The sequence below is a fragment of the Heliorestis convoluta genome, assembly GCF_009649955.1.
GTDB lineage: Bacteria > Bacillota > Desulfitobacteriia > Heliobacteriales > Heliobacteriaceae > Heliorestis > Heliorestis convoluta.
In genome coordinates this window covers 2346536-2364817 of sequence record NZ_CP045875.1, presented here as the reverse complement: position 1 = coordinate 2364817, position 18282 = coordinate 2346536, and the positions used below count along the sequence as shown (strand labels likewise).

The 18282-nt window shown below is 39.7% G+C and carries 20 protein-coding genes and 3 tRNA genes; 14 read left to right on the top strand and 9 right to left on the bottom strand.

What is annotated here, in order from left to right; genetic code table 11:
* Positions 1-44 precede the first annotated feature (44 nt).
* The 11 genes from FTV88_RS11350 (at position 45) to FTV88_RS11300 (ending at position 12141) form a co-directional block, all read left to right on the top strand.
* Positions 45-2759: a YheC/YheD family endospore coat-associated protein gene (locus FTV88_RS11350; protein ID WP_153725721.1), complete on the top strand. Its 2715-nt coding sequence runs from the start codon at positions 45-47 to the stop codon at positions 2757-2759.
* Between the two features lie 182 nt (positions 2760-2941).
* A complete protein-coding gene (locus tag FTV88_RS15655) occupies positions 2942-3364 on the top strand; it encodes an alpha-helical endospore appendage domain-containing protein (protein WP_207707864.1) in 423 nt (140 codons plus the stop codon).
* A 419-nt stretch (positions 3365-3783) separates the two neighbouring features.
* Positions 3784-3948: a Flp family type IVb pilin gene (locus FTV88_RS11340; RefSeq protein WP_153725720.1), complete on the top strand. Its 165-nt coding sequence runs from the start codon at positions 3784-3786 to the stop codon at positions 3946-3948.
* A gap of 70 nt (positions 3949-4018) precedes the next feature.
* Complete coding sequence (locus FTV88_RS11335; RefSeq protein ID WP_153725719.1) at positions 4019-4522, top strand: A24 family peptidase; 504 nt, start codon at positions 4019-4021, stop codon at positions 4520-4522.
* A 12-nt stretch (positions 4523-4534) separates the two neighbouring features.
* On the top strand, positions 4535-5893 hold the full coding sequence (gene cpaB / locus FTV88_RS11330) for a Flp pilus assembly protein CpaB (protein WP_153725718.1): 1359 nt from the start codon (positions 4535-4537) through the stop codon (positions 5891-5893).
* 98 nt (positions 5894-5991) lie between these two features.
* The gene (locus tag FTV88_RS11325) at positions 5992-7212 is read left to right on the top strand and encodes a CpaE/TadZ family protein (RefSeq protein WP_153725717.1); all 1221 of its coding nucleotides are present in this window, start codon (positions 5992-5994) and stop codon (positions 7210-7212) included.
* Between the two features lie 3 nt (positions 7213-7215).
* Positions 7216-8568, top strand: coding sequence for a TadA family conjugal transfer-associated ATPase (locus tag FTV88_RS11320; RefSeq protein ID WP_153725716.1), 1353 nt, complete (start codon positions 7216-7218; stop codon positions 8566-8568).
* A gap of 92 nt (positions 8569-8660) precedes the next feature.
* Positions 8661-9503, top strand: coding sequence for a type II secretion system F family protein (locus tag FTV88_RS11315; protein WP_153725715.1), 843 nt, complete (start codon positions 8661-8663; stop codon positions 9501-9503).
* A 5-nt stretch (positions 9504-9508) separates the two neighbouring features.
* Positions 9509-10408 (top strand): type II secretion system F family protein, encoded by a 900-nt coding sequence (locus tag FTV88_RS11310; protein ID WP_162008009.1) that lies wholly within the window; start codon positions 9509-9511, stop codon positions 10406-10408.
* 67 nt (positions 10409-10475) lie between these two features.
* The gene (locus tag FTV88_RS11305) at positions 10476-10970 is read left to right on the top strand and encodes a TadE/TadG family type IV pilus assembly protein (protein WP_162008008.1); all 495 of its coding nucleotides are present in this window, start codon (positions 10476-10478) and stop codon (positions 10968-10970) included.
* A gap of 61 nt (positions 10971-11031) precedes the next feature.
* Positions 11032-12141 (top strand): TadE/TadG family type IV pilus assembly protein, encoded by a 1110-nt coding sequence (locus FTV88_RS11300; protein ID WP_153725712.1) that lies wholly within the window; start codon positions 11032-11034, stop codon positions 12139-12141.
* 17 nt (positions 12142-12158) lie between these two features.
* Here FTV88_RS11300 and FTV88_RS11295 read toward each other — a convergent pair whose 3' ends face one another.
* From FTV88_RS11295 to FTV88_RS11280, 4 genes are all read right to left on the bottom strand, one after another.
* Positions 12159-12521: a DUF192 domain-containing protein gene (locus FTV88_RS11295; protein WP_162008007.1), complete on the bottom strand. Its 363-nt coding sequence runs from the start codon at positions 12519-12521 to the stop codon at positions 12159-12161.
* A gap of 361 nt (positions 12522-12882) precedes the next feature.
* A tRNA-Ser gene (locus FTV88_RS11290) sits at positions 12883-12974 on the bottom strand.
* Positions 12975-13047: 73 nt separating this feature from the next.
* Positions 13048-13521: a tRNA adenosine(34) deaminase TadA gene (gene tadA, locus FTV88_RS11285; protein ID WP_153725710.1), complete on the bottom strand. Its 474-nt coding sequence runs from the start codon at positions 13519-13521 to the stop codon at positions 13048-13050.
* 78 nt (positions 13522-13599) lie between these two features.
* A tRNA-Arg gene (locus tag FTV88_RS11280) sits at positions 13600-13676 on the bottom strand.
* Between the two features lie 219 nt (positions 13677-13895).
* On the opposite strand from FTV88_RS11280, the gene FTV88_RS15650 reads away from it, so the two are divergent.
* The 3 genes from FTV88_RS15650 to FTV88_RS11265 all read left to right on the top strand — a co-directional run bounded on the left by FTV88_RS15650 (position 13896) and on the right by FTV88_RS11265 (position 15074).
* On the top strand, positions 13896-14375 hold the full coding sequence (locus FTV88_RS15650) for an alpha-helical endospore appendage domain-containing protein (RefSeq protein WP_207707863.1): 480 nt from the start codon (positions 13896-13898) through the stop codon (positions 14373-14375).
* A 115-nt stretch (positions 14376-14490) separates the two neighbouring features.
* The gene (locus FTV88_RS11270; protein ID WP_153725709.1) at positions 14491-14712 is read left to right on the top strand and encodes a hypothetical protein; all 222 of its coding nucleotides are present in this window, start codon (positions 14491-14493) and stop codon (positions 14710-14712) included.
* A gap of 62 nt (positions 14713-14774) precedes the next feature.
* Positions 14775-15074 carry an alpha-helical endospore appendage domain-containing protein gene (locus tag FTV88_RS11265; RefSeq protein ID WP_153725708.1) on the top strand — a complete coding sequence of 100 codons (300 nt, stop codon included), beginning with the start codon at positions 14775-14777 and terminating at the stop codon, positions 15072-15074.
* A gap of 278 nt (positions 15075-15352) precedes the next feature.
* On the opposite strand, the gene FTV88_RS11260 is transcribed toward FTV88_RS11265, so the two are convergent.
* From FTV88_RS11260 to nifX, 5 genes are all read right to left on the bottom strand, one after another.
* Positions 15353-15429, bottom strand: a tRNA-Arg gene (locus FTV88_RS11260).
* Positions 15430-15573: 144 nt separating this feature from the next.
* Positions 15574-16746 (bottom strand): homocitrate synthase, encoded by a 1173-nt coding sequence (nifV, locus tag FTV88_RS11255; protein ID WP_243137105.1) that lies wholly within the window; start codon positions 16744-16746, stop codon positions 15574-15576.
* Positions 16747-16765: 19 nt separating this feature from the next.
* A complete protein-coding gene (locus FTV88_RS11250; protein WP_153725707.1) occupies positions 16766-17602 on the bottom strand; it encodes a radical SAM protein in 837 nt (278 codons plus the stop codon).
* 22 nt (positions 17603-17624) lie between these two features.
* Complete coding sequence (locus FTV88_RS11245) at positions 17625-17894, bottom strand: 4Fe-4S dicluster domain-containing protein (protein ID WP_153725706.1); 270 nt, start codon at positions 17892-17894, stop codon at positions 17625-17627.
* 5 nt (positions 17895-17899) lie between these two features.
* Entirely contained in the window at positions 17900-18277 is a 378-nt protein-coding gene (nifX, locus tag FTV88_RS11240) for a nitrogen fixation protein NifX (RefSeq protein ID WP_153726632.1), read from the bottom strand.
* Between the last annotated feature and the right edge of the window lie 5 nt (positions 18278-18282).

The window sequence follows — 18282 nt, the reverse complement described above, 5'->3', positions numbered from 1 at the left end:
ACAAGAAAAAAGTTTGGTTACTTTTTGTAAAAGGGTGGTTAACCATGCATATAGACATTATAAAATCGAGGGAGCTTAAGCAAGGGGTATGTTTAGTCGATCAAAAGATAATGGAAGAGCTTGGTGTGAAAGAAAATGAAAACTATATTTTAAAATGCGGGGCCTTAGAAGCAGAAGTTATAGTGATTCGAAAAGAAGCCAGGGGACGTGAACTTTTTATTTGCGAGGATAGTTTTAACAAACTTAAACTGATTAACAAAGTCACATTAAATATTTGGCGGAAAGACAAGGTGATTCAATTAGGACCCGTTCTAGGGGTTTTTCTCAATACAAAATACATGGATGTTATTGAAAAAGATCAAAGGGAGCCGATTCTCTATAATACGGTTATTGCAAATGAAGTGGCTCACTGTTTGCTCTATTTTTTTTCGATTGACCACATCAATTGGTTTGCTAGATCTATAAAAGGATATTGGTTTGACACTAAAGAAAATAAATGGAAACAAGATACCTTTCCCATGCCCGATGTAATCTATGATCGAGGCGCTAGCTTTTATCCAGAACAGAAAATACTGGTAAAGCATATTCGAGAGCAATTTAGAAAGCATTCAGATGTTACGTTTATTAACAGTCGCGACTATCTGGGAAAATGGCAATTATTTAAGCGGCTCAACAAAAACTCGCAAATTAGACCTTATTTACCAGATACAGTAGAGTACCGTGACTTTAAGGATTTAGAAGAAATGATAGAAAAGCATCGCTTTATTTTTCTAAAATCCTTTTATGGCAGCCGTGGACTTGAAGTAATGTCATTTGAAAAAGTAAATAACGAATATGTAGTTGTCTATTATAAAAATGGCCTCCTTCGAGAAGTCTATCAAGACTTAAGGGATACGCAAGATCTAGTGTCCGCTTTCGTAAATAACAAAAAGTTTATCCTCCAACAAGGCATCAAGATTATGAAGTATGAAGGAAGGAACTTTGATACTCGTGTCTTAATGCAAAAAAATCATTGTGGGAAATGGACGATAGCATACAACAGGGTAAGTATTGCAAAAAAAGACTATTCCATAACAACGATTGAAAGCGAAGAAATAGAATATGCAGATTTTTACCCACGCATGAAGGATAAAGATGTTTTTTTTCCAACAGACGCTGAAGTTCGAACTGTTAGCTTAGAAATTATGAAAGCCATTGAAAAAGAATTCGGTACTTTTGCTGAGATTGGCATGGATATTACTGTTGACACCCAAGGAAGAATATGGTTTATTGAGGCAAATACAAAGCCTGAAAAATATCCAACGGCGAGTGATCTATATATCGATGAGCCCAGTTATCCCTTTCTTTCGATACTGAATTATACCAAATACTTAATACAAGGAAATATGACCTCTGGTCGAAATACAACTGAAGTAAAACTATATCGTTCTTCTGAATTAAGACCCCACTGTATTACTGTACCTAGAAAAATTTTTGAAAGATTGGACATTCATCAGAATATCTCTGTACAAGTTGGATTATCTGAAGAAAATGTAACAGCAAATTTATGTGAAGAAAGCACCGGTGAAATTTACTTCTGTCCAGATCTCATGAATAAGCTTAGTCTTATCGAGGGAACAAGCTGTCAGCTTGTGGTAGAAGATAATAGCCTTCGTTTTGGACCGGTCATCGCTGCTTTTTTAAGCAATGGACATATTCGAAGAATGCATCGCCAAACACCTAAATTCAGGCATCGAGAATTTGCAATTGCTAATAAATATGAGAAAACAATCTTATACTTTTTTTCAATTAAAGATGTAGACTTTCTTAATCAAAAAATTAACGGAACCTACTACAATGAGATGTTAGACCGTTGGGAAAGAAGAAAGTTTCCTTTTCCTGATATTTTATATGACCGCGGCGGCGGTGTACTACCAAAACAAAAGATTAAGTCGCATTATATCCGAGAACAATTGGCTCTTTGTCCAGAGATCATTACATTGAATCCACAATACTTTTTTGATAAGTGGGATTTACATGAAAAATTATCAAAGCATGAAAAAATGCAACCTTATCTTCCCATTACAAATCTGTTTACAGATATTGCATCTATAGAAAAAATGTTCGATCTTTCTCATAAGCTTTATATAAAAGACTGTTTAGGTAGCAATGGTCGTGATATTTTCTATGTAGAGAAATTAAGAAATGGTAAATTTATTTACAGCTATTTCAAAGGGCAAGTTTTTTCAGAAGAACTAGAGACGGTCCATGAAGTTGCTGAAACTGTTAGACTATTTTTCGCAAATAAAAAAGTTCTGATACAACAAGCCATTCCTCTCATAACGATTGACGATAAAAAAATTGACCTAAGAGCGACTCTACAAAGAGATATAAATGGTGATTTGCAAATCCACTCTTATCCTGTAAGAATGGGTGTAAGAAAATCACCGATTACAAGTACGCAATCCGGTTCAAAAGTATTTGAGTTTGACGTTTTTTTTGCTGAGTACTTTAAACTATCAGATGATGAGCTAAAGAAACTAAAAGAAAAAGTTGAACGATTTTTACGCACTTGTTATGTTTATATCGAAAAAGAGTATGGTACCTTTGGGGAATTAGGCATAGATTTTGCTTTTGATGAAAATCTAAATTTATGGTTCATTGAATCAAATGCAAAACCTGGTTATGATGCTATGTACAAATCTTGTGATCGATCCATGATTGAAAAAGTTTTCCAGACACCACTTCAATACTGCAAACGAATTGGCGGATTTATTTAAAGGCCTGACGATTTTCTTTCAGCAGTTCAAAAAAGGGTTAGGCGAAAAGTCGTCTAGCCCTTTAAAATTAGAAACTGCTGCAGAAATAGTAATAACATTAGGAAAAATATGCAATATAAATCTATAGGACAACCATCCGCTCCATTTTTTTCTGCATATATCGTTGGTAAGGAGGTTTGCCTATGACGATGCCAACGATTCCTAAGCGAACTCGTGAAGAGGCTATTACCGATGTAATTGAATCCATTGCCTTGGAAGAAACAGCATTGGCCCATCTCATAAACGCAGAGGCTGATAAAATAGAGCATTATTTAAAGAGTAAAACTATTTGTCCGGATAAACTGATAGCATTAAACAAAACAGTTGAACAAGTTTTGAAAACCATTATAAAGAAAGAGATGCTACTTCAATTTAAGCTAGAAACAGCCATGGATACAAAGCCACCATGCCCACCCCCACCATGTCCTCCGAAACCTTTACTTTGTCCTCCTATAATTTATCCTCAACCAGTGGTGTGTAAAGCTGTAGCGAAAGTTCAAATAATCGGAAAGCCAGTTAAGCGTAAAAAGAAAAAAAGAAAAATCAAGAAGTGTTTCATAAAGTAGAATTTCTGTTTTCAAAAACTTCCTAAATTACTGGGCTGAATAGGCTAGGTTTTTGATGACCTTACCTCAAGTTACGACGCTATTACGGCTTATTCTTTGGTTTCTTTTGTTAAATACTGAATTGACAAGCCTATGAATACTGGCAATTAATTGCCCCTGAATAACCATACAGAGCACACTTTGTCAATAATCTGTAACCCCCTTACTTAAAAAGGTAAGGGGGTTTTATCTATGATATGAAAGTAAAGATTATGCAGGATATAAAGCTTTAGAACGGTATTGGCAAATCAAGGTTACGCACCCAACCCAGAATTCGATATTATTCGTCATTATTCCCCATGTAACATCAAGTTTCTGGAACTTTTTTCTATTTTTTTGAATAGTTTATTATTGAAGGCGGTCATCAAGGAGGGATTGGTATGAAAAAACTTTTAACGACTCTCATCACCGACGAATCTGGTCAGGGCATGATTGAATATGGACTTATACTCGCCCTCATCGCAGTTGTGCTTATCGGCGTAATCACCGCAATCGGTACAAAACTTGAAACAAAATACGAAGAAATCAACACCAGTCTTGATTAACCAGCCCTGACCCGCCTGAACCGAATAGGTCTGAGACCTATTCGGTTCTCTATACAAAAGGAGGAGAAACATGCTTCATACAATCATCTCCATCTTTTTGTCCATATTCATACTCATTGTCTGTTACACAGATATTCGTTACAAAAAAATTTACAATTGGACTACACTTTCATTTTTTATATCAGCTATGGCATTACATGGCTGGTTTGGGAGCTTTCATGGAATTTTTGATGCACTTTTAGGCGCCTTTTTGGGCTTAGGCTTACTGATTCTACCGTTTGTTTGGGGTTGGGTCGGTGGAGGCGATGTGAAGTTCTTGGCCACTTCTGGCGCATTCGTAGGCACTTCCATTGTCATGCATGGCACCCTATATGGTTTGATTCTATTTGGGTTGGTAGCACTAATTGTATTAGCACTGCAAGGAAAGCTGAAATATGTCTTTCGCAACATTGGATTTGCTTTGTTATATCGAAACTTTAGTACCATCTCGCCAACTGGTTCACTCCCACTCGGTGTTTTTTTAGGAATTGGTATTCTCCTTCGTTGGTACTGTTCATTGTTTCTGCCGGGATAAGGAGGTGAATCTTTGACTACAGTTAAGAAAAAAGCATTAATTCTATCTCTTGCCATCGCTATGACGATAACAGGTCTTTTGCTTTATTTTTTTCAGCAAAAAACCATAGAAACAGGTTCATTGATAAGTGTCATTGTAGCCAGTGAGAATATTCCCGCAAACACCTTGATCACCGAGAAGCATCTATCTAATTCCAAGGTTACTAGGCAACAAGTTGTAGAAGGCGCTCTGCAATCTAAGAGTCAGATTGTCGGAAAAATTACCAAAGAAAACATTTACAAAGGCGAACAAATCATCCTAGGGCGCATCGTACAGGGGAAACAAGATGGTCTAGCTTACTTAGTTCCTAAAGACCAACGAGCAATTACAATGAAAGTCGATTCAATCAGCGGTGTTGGAGGACAGATCCAAAATGGCGACCAAGTGGATATTCTCGTGTACTTGAAACCCCCTTACAGCCAGCAAGAAATAGTAAAAACCATTTTCCAAAATGTTTATGTTATTGATACAGGTCAAAATAAATCTGTCGAGTCCAATTATATTACTTTTCTAATGAGCCCTTTTGATGCAGAAAAGCTATTTTATTACAGCATACTTGGAGAAGTTCGGCTTACCTTACGTTCTCCCCTTGCGGATCAACAAGAAAGCCTTCAGAACAAGATAGCCTTTGCAGAGCAAGAAACAAGGGAAGTGCAACAAAAACTGGCAGAAGCAAAGATACAGTATGAAGAAAAAGAAAAAGAGCTTCTTGAAAGAGTAGCAATTGCTGAAAGCACTTTGGCGAAAGCCCAAGAGGAATTCAACCGACTGGCTCTGCTGGCAGAAAAAGCAGGACAGGAAACAGAGGGTAAAACCAAAGAGCTGCAAAGCAAAGTCGAAAGCCTACAAAGCAAAAGTGAAAGCTATGAAAGCGACAAAGGCACATGGCAAGAGCAGTTGCAGACAGAGCAACAAGAAAAAGCAATGCTGAAAGAGCATTTGTCCATATTGCAAAAAGAAGTAACAGACAAAGAAGCAGAGACAGAGCGGCAGATGCAACAAAAAGAGATTGAACATGAAAAAGCTCTGCAGGCTCTACGAGTAGAGCAAATGAACAAGGTGAATGATCTTCGAGAAAAACTAGACGATGCAAAAGAGCGTATTGCAGAGCTAGAGATTACCTCAGAAAATCACGATAGAGCTTTGAGCAATCTTCTCCGTGAACATCGTGACACATACACGAAAGAGCTTTTGCTTTTTGCTTGTGATCAGAAGGAAAATATAGAACCCGAAAAAGACAAAGAAAGATGGCAGTTTTATCATCGACTCTATCTTGATATTCTTGATTTTCTGCCTTGTCAAAGCCAGCCGGAAAAGCTACAAAGAAAATAGAGAATAACAAAGCCACATTCCTATACCTATACAGACCTTATGTTAGCGCTTCTGAAACTGAATTTGCAAAATGACTTGTTTGAGGGGGGGATAGAAGGATGAGAAAAAAAATACGAATATTGCTTGTCAATAACAATCCTACATCCATAAAAACGTTCAAGGCTTTAATAGAACCATTTGAAAATATTAAGGTCACAGGGGAAGCATTAACGGGTCAAGAAGCCCTTGAATTTATAGATAAATATCAGCCAGACGTAGCTATCATTGATGCAAACATGCCAGAGATGACAGGGTTTGAAACAACCCAGAAGATTAAAGAGCTCTACCCTTATATCGGTGTAATATTGATGGGTACTGCTGCTTCACTCGATGTCATTCGTAAAGCCATGCAGGCAGGTGCTAATGACTTCTTAGAGTTCCCTCTTACATCGTCTAAACTCCATCACTCCATTTTAGAAGTTCACGCATGGAAGCTGCAGCAAAAGCAAAAATTCCTCTCTAATCCGAAGCAAATTTCTAACCGAGAGCCGAATATCATTGTCGTTTTCAGCACCAAAGGTGGTGTAGGGAAAAGTATCTTAGCTATTAATCTAGCCGTTAGCTTGAAAGAAGAAACTCGAGAAGACGTCCTGTTGATCGATCTGGACTTACAGTTTGGTGATGTTGCTGACATGCTCAATCTAACACCCAAAAACACAATTGTTGACATTCCTACGGACCGAATGGGGCTAGAACCGAAAGACTTGCTTCAATACGTGACAATTCATCCAAGTGGCATTCACGTTCTTCCTGCACCCACTGAACCTGAGCAAGCAGAAATGATTAAGGCCCAAGATATTCAAGAAATAATTGACTTGTATACTCAAATTTATGACTATATCATCATTGATCTACCTCCACTCTTCAATCAAGTGGTTCTTGGTTCGATTGAAAGAGCCGATAAAATCTTACTTTTGGCAACCATGGAAATTCCAACTCTTAAAAATGTCAAAGGCGGTTTGGATACTCTTCAAAAACTAAATGTACCTGACGATAAAATAGAGTTGGTTTTAAACCGTTTTCAAACTTCTTGCGAATTGAAAGTAGATGACATCCAAGCGTTTCTAGGTAGAGTAAACTTGTTTCTCATTGATGATAATTCAGAATTGATCAGGTATTCCATCAATACAGGAGAACCTATTGTACTGCAGCATAAAGATTCAACTGTAGCAAAACAATTAATCACTTTGAGTCGTTCTTTGATTGAAACCACCTCTACTCCTTCCTCAAAACCAAAAACTTCCTTTTTAAAAAGGATTTTTGGTAGGGGGAGGGAATAGCAAATGGAATTTTCTAGTGGTAACCCCAATTTAAAGGACTCTCTAAATAATAAAACCAAAAAGAAAGACCAAGGAACCCAAGTAGAAGATATTCACAAAACGGTTACAGAAAATGTTTATCACAATTCTGCATTGGTTACTGTACAACGCAAGTTAATCAGTCAAATTGATGCAACACTTGTACCTACCTTGAAATCAGATACAGCGATAGGGGCCTACTTAGAAATGCTCCTAGATGACTTGGTTGCTAAAGAATTTCCTTCTCTTTCTCGACGAGAAAGAGAAGTGGTTCTTCATTCCGTACTCGATGAGTTACGAGGGTTTGGCCCATTAGAGCATGCCCTAATGGATGATTCCATCAGTGAAATTATGGTAAATGGACCGCATCAAGTTTATATAGAAAAAAAGGGCCGCCTTGAAGTATCTGAAATCAAGTTTCGTGATGACAAACATGTATTGCAAATCATCGATAAAATTGTTGCTCCCTTAGGAAGAAGAATTGACGAAAGCTCTCCCATGGTAGATGCCCGTTTACCAAATGGCTCAAGGGTCAATGCAGTGATCCCCCCCATTTCCTTAAAAGGCCCCTTATTAACAATTCGCAAGTTTTCATCCAAACCTATAACGATTGAAAAGTTAATTCAGTATGGTTCACTCAACGAAGCAATGTCCCTTTTTTTAAGCAAGGCTGTTAAGGCAAAAGCCAATATTATGGTGGCTGGCGGGACGGGAAGTGGAAAAAGCACCTTACTCAATACATTAAGTTCTTTTATTCCTGAGGGAGAAAGAATTATAACCATTGAAGATGCAGCCGAATTGAAACTATTACAGCCCCATGTCATATCTTTAGAAGCTCGTCCCCCGAATATTGAAGGTAAAGGTGCCATTACCATTAAAGATTTAGTTCGCAATAGCCTGCGAATGAGACCAGACCGAATTATCGTAGGCGAAGTAAGAGGGGCAGAGACTTTGGATATGTTGCAAGCGATGAATACAGGTCACAACGGTTCCTTGTCAACAGTACACGCCAATTCACCTCGCGATGCACTATCCCGGCTTGAAACCATGACCCTTTATGCGGGAATAGATCTTCCTCTTCGTGCCATCAGGGAACAGATTCATAGTGCTATCGATTTAATATGCTTCATTGAGCGCATGTCTGATGGAACTCGAAAGGTAACCCATATTACGGAGATTGCGGGCATGGGAGGAGACTCCATTTTACTTCAAGATCTGTACTATTTTAACAGCAAAGACCGTGCTAACGGAAAAGTCAGAGGAGAATTTGTTTCTACAGACTTACCAGCGAAGATAGAGATCCGCTTTAGAACCTTAGGTATTGAGATTAAGGGGTGATACAATTGCTTGTCCCATTACTCTTACTTGCTTTGGGGACAGTTCTGACCTTTTTTCTTTATTTACTCCTTAAAGGTTTATTTTTTCAACAGATGATGATAAAACGTCTTCGTAATGAAAAAAAAATTGACAACACCATCTCCAAAGAAGCAAAACTCCTCTTGAAAAAATCGTCAAATCAGAAGGCTACTTTTACATCCTGGCTTCAAACTGCACTAAATAAAGCCTCTGTAGAAATAGAAGTAACCAAATTCATGATCTATGTAAGTGCAGGATGGATTACAACGATTCTATTCACCGTCTTGCTTACAAGATCACTGCTAAGTAGCATCATCGTGACTGTCCTTTTCCCCTTAAGCGTTCATATTTTTCTTTCTTATTTGGCTAGAAAGAAAATTGAGTCCTTATCTCGTCAACTTCCTGATGTCGTTAACTTTCTTTGTAGTAGTTTACAGTCTGGTTATAGTTTTCAACATGCCTTAAAAATCGTCGCTGACGAAGCCCCTGCTCCTATGAAGCGAGAACTTCAGCTTGTATTTCAAGACATTCAGCTAGGAAAAAGTTACGAAGATTCCTTTTACCTTTTCTATCAACGCAATCCTACAGAAGATGTTGAAACGTTCACAACAGCCATCATGATTTCTAAGGAAACAGGAGGAAACCTGATAAAAATCCTTCAAACATTAGCGGAAACGATGGTAGAGAAACAGCGAATAAAAGGAGAAATAAAAAGCTTATCAGCGCAAGGAAAAATGTCGGGAATGATTCTTGTGTTATTGCCTATTGTAATATTTATCTTTCTCTATGTAATGAACCCCACTTACATCAGCATACTACTCACCCATAGCCTGGGCCAGCAATTGCTCCTTGCTGGCGTAGTAAGTCAAATCATTGGTGCTCTGCTGATCAAAAGAATCGTTTCGTTGAATTGGTGATGATCATGTTTACAATTCTTCAAAACTTCATTTGGTTACTACTTATATGTATCGGCCTGTTCATACTTCTTTTTCTATTTCTACAAGAAAAGCTTCTTCACCGTTCCATTCGCTCAAAGCTCTTATCACCCATGGACTCTTCAGAAAAATATTCCTTAAAAAATATTTCAACGGGCCTCAACGTTTTGTCAGAACAAGGAAAGAGAATCTTTCTTTTTTTACCTCTCTCATTGCAAGAAAGGTTGTCTAAGCTGGTCAAAGCATCAGGGTCTAACTGCAGCTCCGAATTAATCGTAGGATATAGCTTTCTTTTCTCAGTATTATTTAGCCTGACAGGTTATTTTCTCTTGGGAATGATTGCAGATGTAACATTCCAATGGGTCGGCACTTTGCTACTCTTTATACTCGGCTTTTTAACACCTATTCTGTATCTGAAAAAGAAAGTTGCCAAGCGGCAACAGGCGATTTATCGTTCTCTTCCTGCTTTCATTGATTACTTAATGATCAGTGTGGAAGCAGGCATAGGGCTTGATTTGGCCCTTACTCGTATCGTTACCTATCTTCAAGGTCCTGTTGCGGAAGAAGTAGCCTTAACGATGACTGATATAAAGTATGGAAAGGCCAAAAAGGAGGCCTTTCAAAATATGGCCAGCCGTATTTCCATACCTGAATTATCTAATTTTATTACAGCATTGTTAAGTGGGCAGCAAATGGGAGTCAGCTTAACGACGATTCTTAGAGCCCAGGGAGAACAGATTCGTCTCATGCGTAAACAAAAAGCCCAAGAAGCTGCCTACAAAATTCCTGTCAAGCTTCTTTTTCCTCTGGTCTTTTTTATCTTTCCACAACTTTTTATCATCTTACTGGGCCCAGCCATGATCAGTATGATAGAAAATTTCTTTTAAGAGGTGGTATTCCCTATGGACCCATCTATGAATGACCTTACCCGGCAGGAAGGGCAGGCATCGGATCATGAGCGTAAAAAAAGTATGGAGTAACCATAACAAGGGGCAGGGTTTGATTGAATTCGCTCTGATTTTACCAATATTTATAATGTTTTTCTTTTCAATTATCGATTTGGGACGACTCATGTATTACCATACAATGGTTGATAATGCTACCAGAGTTACCATGCGCATGATCTCTGTTGGAATATCTGAGGAAGAGATTGCTAACAATTTATCGTCAATCACAGCACCCTTGACTGGTACTACGACCGTCATCTCTTCAACTTCCACGGATGATCAAGGTGATTTATGCACCCAGTTTACACTAACACCTGCATCAGGCCATGTCATGATCGTGACGGTAACCCCGCCCTATGATACTTCTTTGACTATAGGAGAGCAGATAGGCGTTTCCATTCACTATAAGATGGACTTTCTAACGCCTATATCTACAATCTTTGGGGCAACAGCCGATATAAATGCCACCTATATCGGACGAGTAGAAAGCCCTCCACCGTAGCGTATTGTGACTCTGACAAGCATATCCTTCGCTTTTTTCACGGTCAGGGGGCTTTATAGAGGTGATTGGGGTGTTTCGATATTGTAATAATCAAAAAGGCATAATTGCTATTTTATTTGCTATTTTGATGCCTATTATTTTGATTTTGACAGGTTTAATATTGGATTTATCTCTACTGTTTTATAACAAAAATCGTATGCAAAATGCTGTGGATCTTGCAGCATTGTCTGCCGTTCAAGAGGTAGTGAAAAATAAAGGTCAAGTCACAAGTAAAGCCATAAACTTTGCAAAAATAAATGGTCTAGATGGAAGTGAAGTAACAGTGAATTATCCCTATAATGGAAGTGACTTAATGTTAGAAGTCGTTGGTAGTAGGACTGTAGACTTTGCTTTTCTAAAAATTATTGGTTTTGATAAGCATGTTATAACTGTACGGGCGGTAGCCCGAGCTCAGCAATCATCTCAAGCTATTGTCACACTTGAGCCACTTAATTACGCCCTTTTTGTTGGCAGTACAAAAGACTTTAACATTCAAGGGAATAATTTTGAAATACACGGTAATGTACACACCAATGGCAAGTTTGCAGTTAAAGGTGCGAATCGGTATATATATGGAAATTTATCTTGTCGAGGTTCTTCAGGAGATTTAAGCGGAATTACAGGAACAATTAATAAGAATTCACCTATTATCCCCTTCCCGGAGTTTGATTTTTATGGTATGGCTGCTGGCGCTACTGAGGTATATGGAGATGGCTCATCATTAACAGTTTTTAGTAATACAACAATCGCACCTAATAATGGTATCATCTATGTAGATGGAGACTTGGAATTAAGGGATAATTTATTTTCTGGCAGTGGTCAATTGCTGGTAGATGGTCTTTTATACATTAGTGGAAACAAATTAGAGTATACAAACGAAACGACTGATCTTATAGCCATGTATGCTACCCAAGGTATTTATATAAAGTCTAACAATTGTAGAATAAATGGTATTTTATATACCCCCGGCTTACTTACCCTCGACGGGAATAACAATACTTTTTACGGAGCTTTAATAGCGAATGAAATTTACTGGAAAAACAACAACGCAGAGATCATTGGTGCCTATGATATTAGAGCGCCTCAATCTTTTAACAGTGAACCCAAAACAATCTTTTTATTAATAGAGTAGGACCTAGATGTCATTGGTTACTGACTAGTGGAAAAGGGTATAAATGCTAAAATATCTCCAATATGAAGTTTCCCTTTGGTAACTGTCGGTGGAAGTTCAAGCACTGTTTTTGTTCCTGGTACCCCTACAAAAATTCTTCCTCGTTGAGCCTGCTGTATCAAAAAAAGAACTTGATTATTCTCTCCTAGGAAGACAACATCAATTTCATGCTTCAGGAAAAAGGTGTGAATGCTGTAACAGGGCGTTAATAAGAGCCCAAAATGAAGTTCCTTTTTTCCCATTAATCCTAACAATCTCTTCCAAAATCTATCAGCTTTTTGAATGGGTTGAAAAACTAACTCTTGTTTTGTTTGGTTTATCACTCGGAACTGTTGACTCATTGGATTCACAATTCACCCTTTCTAAATGATAGACTTTGTTAGCAAGAGATTTTTTACCTGTTTTTAAGGCTTCGGGAGTAAAGTGAGTTCCCTTTGTCGTTTACATTCAAAGCATAACTACATGGTATGCTTCTTACCTCTTACTGGGAATCTCTTTATTCATTTAGTTCAGAACAAAAAGCAACAGGAACACATTTTAGCAAGTGATGGGACAGGAAAGTACAAAGAAACCTCCCCGCAAACGCAAAAGGGAGGTTTTTTTAGTGTTATCAAAATGTTATCACGAAGAAAAAATGAGCCCTAAAATGCAGAAAGGGCTCTAAGGCAAAAAGCCCCAGAACCCTTGATATTATTATGTTTATGGCGGAGAGACAGGGATTCGAACCCTGGAGACGGGGTTACCGCCTACTCGATTTCGAGTCGAGCGCCTTCGACCAACTCAGCCATCTCTCCGTAATTAATGCAATATTCATATCCTACCATCGGGAAACAAATCGTCCTATACCGACATCACCAGTAGAAAAAGTTACTTCCCTCGCTTCTCCCGCAAAGAGCGAAAAAAACTCTGCATCAACGCTCGCGCTTCTTCTTCTCGAACGCCAGAAGTTACTTCAACACGATGATTCGTCCAAGGGCTTTCTAGAATATTAAAGCAGGTACCAGCAGCACCGCCTTTGGGATCCATAACAGCAAAAACCACTCTAGAAATACGAGCCAAGACAATGGCTCCTGCGCACATCGGACAAGGCTCCACAGTCACATAAAGAGTGCTGCCTGATAAGCGCCACCGCTCTAGCTTTTGCGCTGCCTCTTGAATAGCTAGAACTTCTGCATGGGCTACAGGATTGCGATCGCTTTCTCGCAAGTTATGGCCTCGACCAATGACTTGGCCATCTAAGACGATAACTGCACCAATCGGTACTTCCCCTTTGGACTGGGCTACTTTCCCTTCTTCCAAAGCAAGACCCATATACTTGTAATCGTCTGAGACGTAATCCATGCTACTAACTTCCTCAAACCAACACGATGTCTTCTTACATAAAGAAAAAGGTAAAAAACCATCTCAACAAATAAAAAATGGCGCGCCCGGAGAGATTCGAACTCCCGACCTGCTGATTCGTAGTCAGTTACTCTATCCAGCTGAGCTACGGGCGCATTGTTCCTATCTGTCAAGAAGACGAAACTAATTATATCTTATTCTTACAGTAGATGCAAGCGTAAGAATTTGGAAAAAACATTCCCTTGAAGTGGTCGGTTCTCAACAATGCAGTTTCTGAAAAATTCATGTAATAGAAAAAAAATATATATTTTGCACCAAAGAAACTCATTGGCTTGTCTTCTTATGCATATATCTTCCATAAGGAGGTATAGCAGATGACACCACCTACAGTACCAAAGCGGACTCGCGATGAAGCTTTGAATGATATTATCGAATCAATTGCACTTGAAGAAACGGCGCTGGCCCATCTGATCAATGCAGAAGCAGAAAAAGTTCAGCATGCCATAAAGACAGACTCTGTCTCCATTACAGAATTGGTCCAACTAAATCAAAGCGTAAAAGATTTAATGACCACAATCGTAAAGAAAGAAATGCTCCTCCACTTCAAACTAGAATTGGTTACACAACTGTTGCCAGCAAAACCGCCCACGCCACCAGATCCGCCAAAGCCACCGAAACCACCAAAGCCACCAAAACCACCTGAACCACCAAAGCCATCAGAGCCACCAAAACCGCCAGAGAAAAAAGAACCTGTTGTTCCTGAACGAATTTACTCGACTCGTACCATATCAACACCACAAATGGTACCAAAATATAGAGTAAAGTCTCGACAAAGCTATCGTCCGCTTAGGTAAAAAGACTCTTTGAAAAAAGAGTACATAGTCCTAAATCTAGAGAGCTATGAAAGTAACTTGACATGCCAACAATATGTGACCATCTTGCCTACTATGCGAATGAAGGTGACTATCTATGAAAAGAAGAGAACCCCTATCGCTTGGATCTCTCCAACAGTCTCAGACACTGCTTCGGATCTCACTTCGAAGAATGGAAGCCGTAAATAGAGAATTTCTTCAAAAAAATCTAGATCAGACTTTCGATTTTTCCTCGATTTATTCACTCCTTGAAGAACGCAACCATTGGCTTCAAGAAAAAGAAGGTGACCTAAGAATTACCATTTCTGAAAAAGTATAAAGCAAAACCGCCTCACATAAAGTTTACAGGGTTACAAAATTTCTTGTGTAGGAGGTATCTTCATGTCAACACCTACGTTTCCTGATAAATCAGAAAGAACACTTGAAGAAGCCAAAGCGGACATCATTGCAGCCATTGCCATAGAGCAAGTTGCTCTCGCCCACATTATCAACGCAGAAGGAGAAAAGATCCAAAAAGTTCTCGGTACATTAGACAGTACCACAGGTGGTATTGCAGAGCCAATAACTATTGGTAACTTGATCGATCTTGATAAGTCTGTGGCTGAAATGCTCAAAGTCATCATCAAAAAAGAAATGCTTTTACAGTTCAAGCTAGAACTGGCCCTTGATATCAAAGAGTAGCCCTGATACCCATTGGTTGTTAACTCCTTGAGAACCACAGAGCATTAACGTATTCTTCTATTAATACGTAAACATATCTTCACCATTCCAATTATAGCGAGATGGAATCATTACGATGCCTTAGTTGCATCTTTTGATTCCATCTCCTTTTTGTTTATGTGATTATGTGGTGATTTCTATTGCAAGGTCTCTATGTAGCCAAAAGTAAGTAGTTCTCTAAAACACACAAAAAAACAAAAAAGCCTCGCAAAAATGCGAGGCTTTATCATTTCTTAAAATGGCGCGCCCGGAGAGATTCGAACTCCCGACCTGCTGATTCGTAGTCAGTTACTCTATCCAGCTGAGCTACGGGCGCAAATTGTTCTTTTTTCAAAGACAAATAGTATTATACCCTATAATTTTATTTATTGCAACACATAAAATTCACCGAAAAAATAAAAAACCATAGCTACATACGCTATGGTCTCGTAGAAATAGTCTCTTCGATAAAAGCCTCTAGCTAGTTAAGGTTGCTTGACTCCATAGAAATACTGCACTTTTCCTCTGCTCTAGGAAGTAAGGCTAAGATATCGCTCCGCCGAAGCGGTCTTTTGAGAATTTCGCTCATTCTTCTGACTTGTTCTAAAAGAGCATTTAGCTCTTTTTCTGGTAGGCTTTTTCCTTGCTCTGCTAAAAAGGTCTCTAAGGCTTTTCGTCCACTGTATTTACCTAAAGCAATGCGATGGCGTCTTCCTACTTTCTCAGGCGGATAGCTTTCATAATTGGCTCTATCTTTTTGAAAGCCATCGACGTGAATCGAAGAGGAATGGGTAAAAGCATAACGACCGATAACAGGCTTGTGATAGGCAATGGGGCGACCTGTAATTTTACTAACTAGACGACAGAGAGAAGGCAGTTTTTCGAAGTTAATGCCACAGTCAATTTGACAGCTTTGGGCCAAAGCAATGGCAACTTCTTCGAGTGGAGCATTTCCTGTTCTTTCACCGAGACCACAGAGAGTAACACTGGCCGCTCTAGCACCACCTTGAATGGCAGCAACAGAATTGGCAGTTGCCATTCCAAGATCGTTATGACCATGAATTTCTAAAGGTATGGTCAACGCTTTGGAGAGTTGAGAGAAGATTTTATACGTTCCGATTGGTTCTAGAATTCCCAAGGTGTCAGCAAAGCGCATGCGATCGGCTTTCAATCGTTCTGCTTCTCTTCCAATGGCGATCAGGTGTTCGAAATCTGCTCGACTGGCATCTTCTAAGCCGACGGTTACATAGAGACCTCTATCTTTTGCCCAACGAATGGCCTGCCCTAACTTTTCTAGAGCCCATTCCCTTGATTGACAAAGCTTGCGAGCAATTTGCTGATCCGACGCTGGCATGGAGATGGCAACAGCATTTACACCACTGCGCAAGCTTGCTTCTAAGTCACTAATCACGGAACGATTCCAAGTAGAGACTCGTAAGGGAAGGTTGAGCTTGACGAGTGCTTTAACAGACTCCACTTCTTCTGGCCCCATCGCTGGAATGCCAACTTCGATTTCCTGTACGCCAATGTCAGCCAAAGCTCTCGCAATAATTTCTTTTTCTTTTCTGCGAAAGGCCACACCAGCCGCTTGATCGCCATCTCGCAAGGTTGTATCCATTAAGGCGATTTCTTGATTGTTTTGATTGCAATGCACTTTCTGCACCTCCTATCTACTAGATGAGCCCAATGGCATCGGCTCTACATTGGCGACAATGGGCAATCTGAGGAAGAATGGTGGCCACTTTTTGTCGATGTTGCGTCATTTCAGTAACCGTTGGAGGCTCTAAATGAGCAAATATTCCTTGGTTGATCAAAGGCATTAGATTTAAGACAGCTGCACCAAGGCTTTTCACTTTTTCTGCGATTTCCTCGATTTGCTCGTCATTGATACCAGGGATGACAACAGTGTTGACTTTAACAAGCAGACCGGCCTGCGCTGCTTTTTCAATTCCTTTTAATTGTTGTTCAATCAGTCGCTCTGCAGCAGCCAATCCAGTGAGCTTTTCTCCCTTCCAGTATACATAGGGATAAATGGCTGCACCTGTTTCTGGGCGCAGGCTATTTAAGGTTACGGTGATATGGCTAATGCCAATCTCTATAAGCTCTTCTACTTTTTCTGTAAGCAAAAGTCCGTTCGAGCTGACACAAAGCATCATATGAGGATACTTTTCTTTGACCAGGCGCAATGTTCTGAATGTATTGGGATTGGCCAATGGCTCTCCTGGGCCTGCAATGCCAACGACAGCCAGGTAAGGCCCCATAGAGCCAGCCAATGCTTTTTCGACACGCCAGAGTGCTTGTTCCGGGTTGATGACTCGACTGGTAACACCGGGTCTAGACTCGTTGGCGCAGTCAAATTTGCGTACGCAGTAACCACAAGAAATGTTACAACCTGGTGCTACGGGGAGGTGAATCCGTCCTGTTTTTCCGTGACCGTGAGGGGAAAAACAGGGATGATTCGCCAGCGACGATTTTTTTTCTGAACCACAGGAACCACCTTGACATCCCATGTTTTTCACCTCTTTCTTGAATCTAGGCCAACTTGGGCTCAAAGCGATGACAGTGTTTTACACAGACACGACCACAGGCTTGACAGCCTGAACAGCTGTCTTGGTTGGCTACAATGGCTACCATTCGTTGCATATCGTCTTCATCTTCAAACATGTCAATGCCCAAGCTTTTTTGTGCGCAAACTTTTACACAGCGTCCACAGCCCATGCATTTCATAGGATCCACTTCTGTGATGAATTGGGGGGTCCATTCTTGACCGCCATAAGTCAATCCGGTCACATACTTGCTCATCGCGCTTAGGCCTCCTTTTCTTGTTCTTTCTTTATTTTTTTTACCAGCCAAGGAGGTGGATTGGTAGCCAATAAGAGTTGCAGTCGCTCTAGCTCGTCTTGGATAGGTCTTCCTTCTGGTACTTTTAAGGGGTGTATGTTGGATTGCACCAACCGCGCTGCAGCAGGGCCTCCGATTTGCGTACAGTAGACAACAGAGCAGTTTTTCAGCAAGTTAAGCTTGCTTTCCACCTTGTCTTCGTCGCCAGCTTCTCCTTGCGGACAAGCTGTAACACCGAGTGACTCAATTTTTTCTGCTGTTACTTTATAGATAGCAAAAGACTCAGCAAGCCCAAAGTGAGAATCAATTGTTTTCATACTTTTTGAGGCAAAGGCTACAAGCATATAGT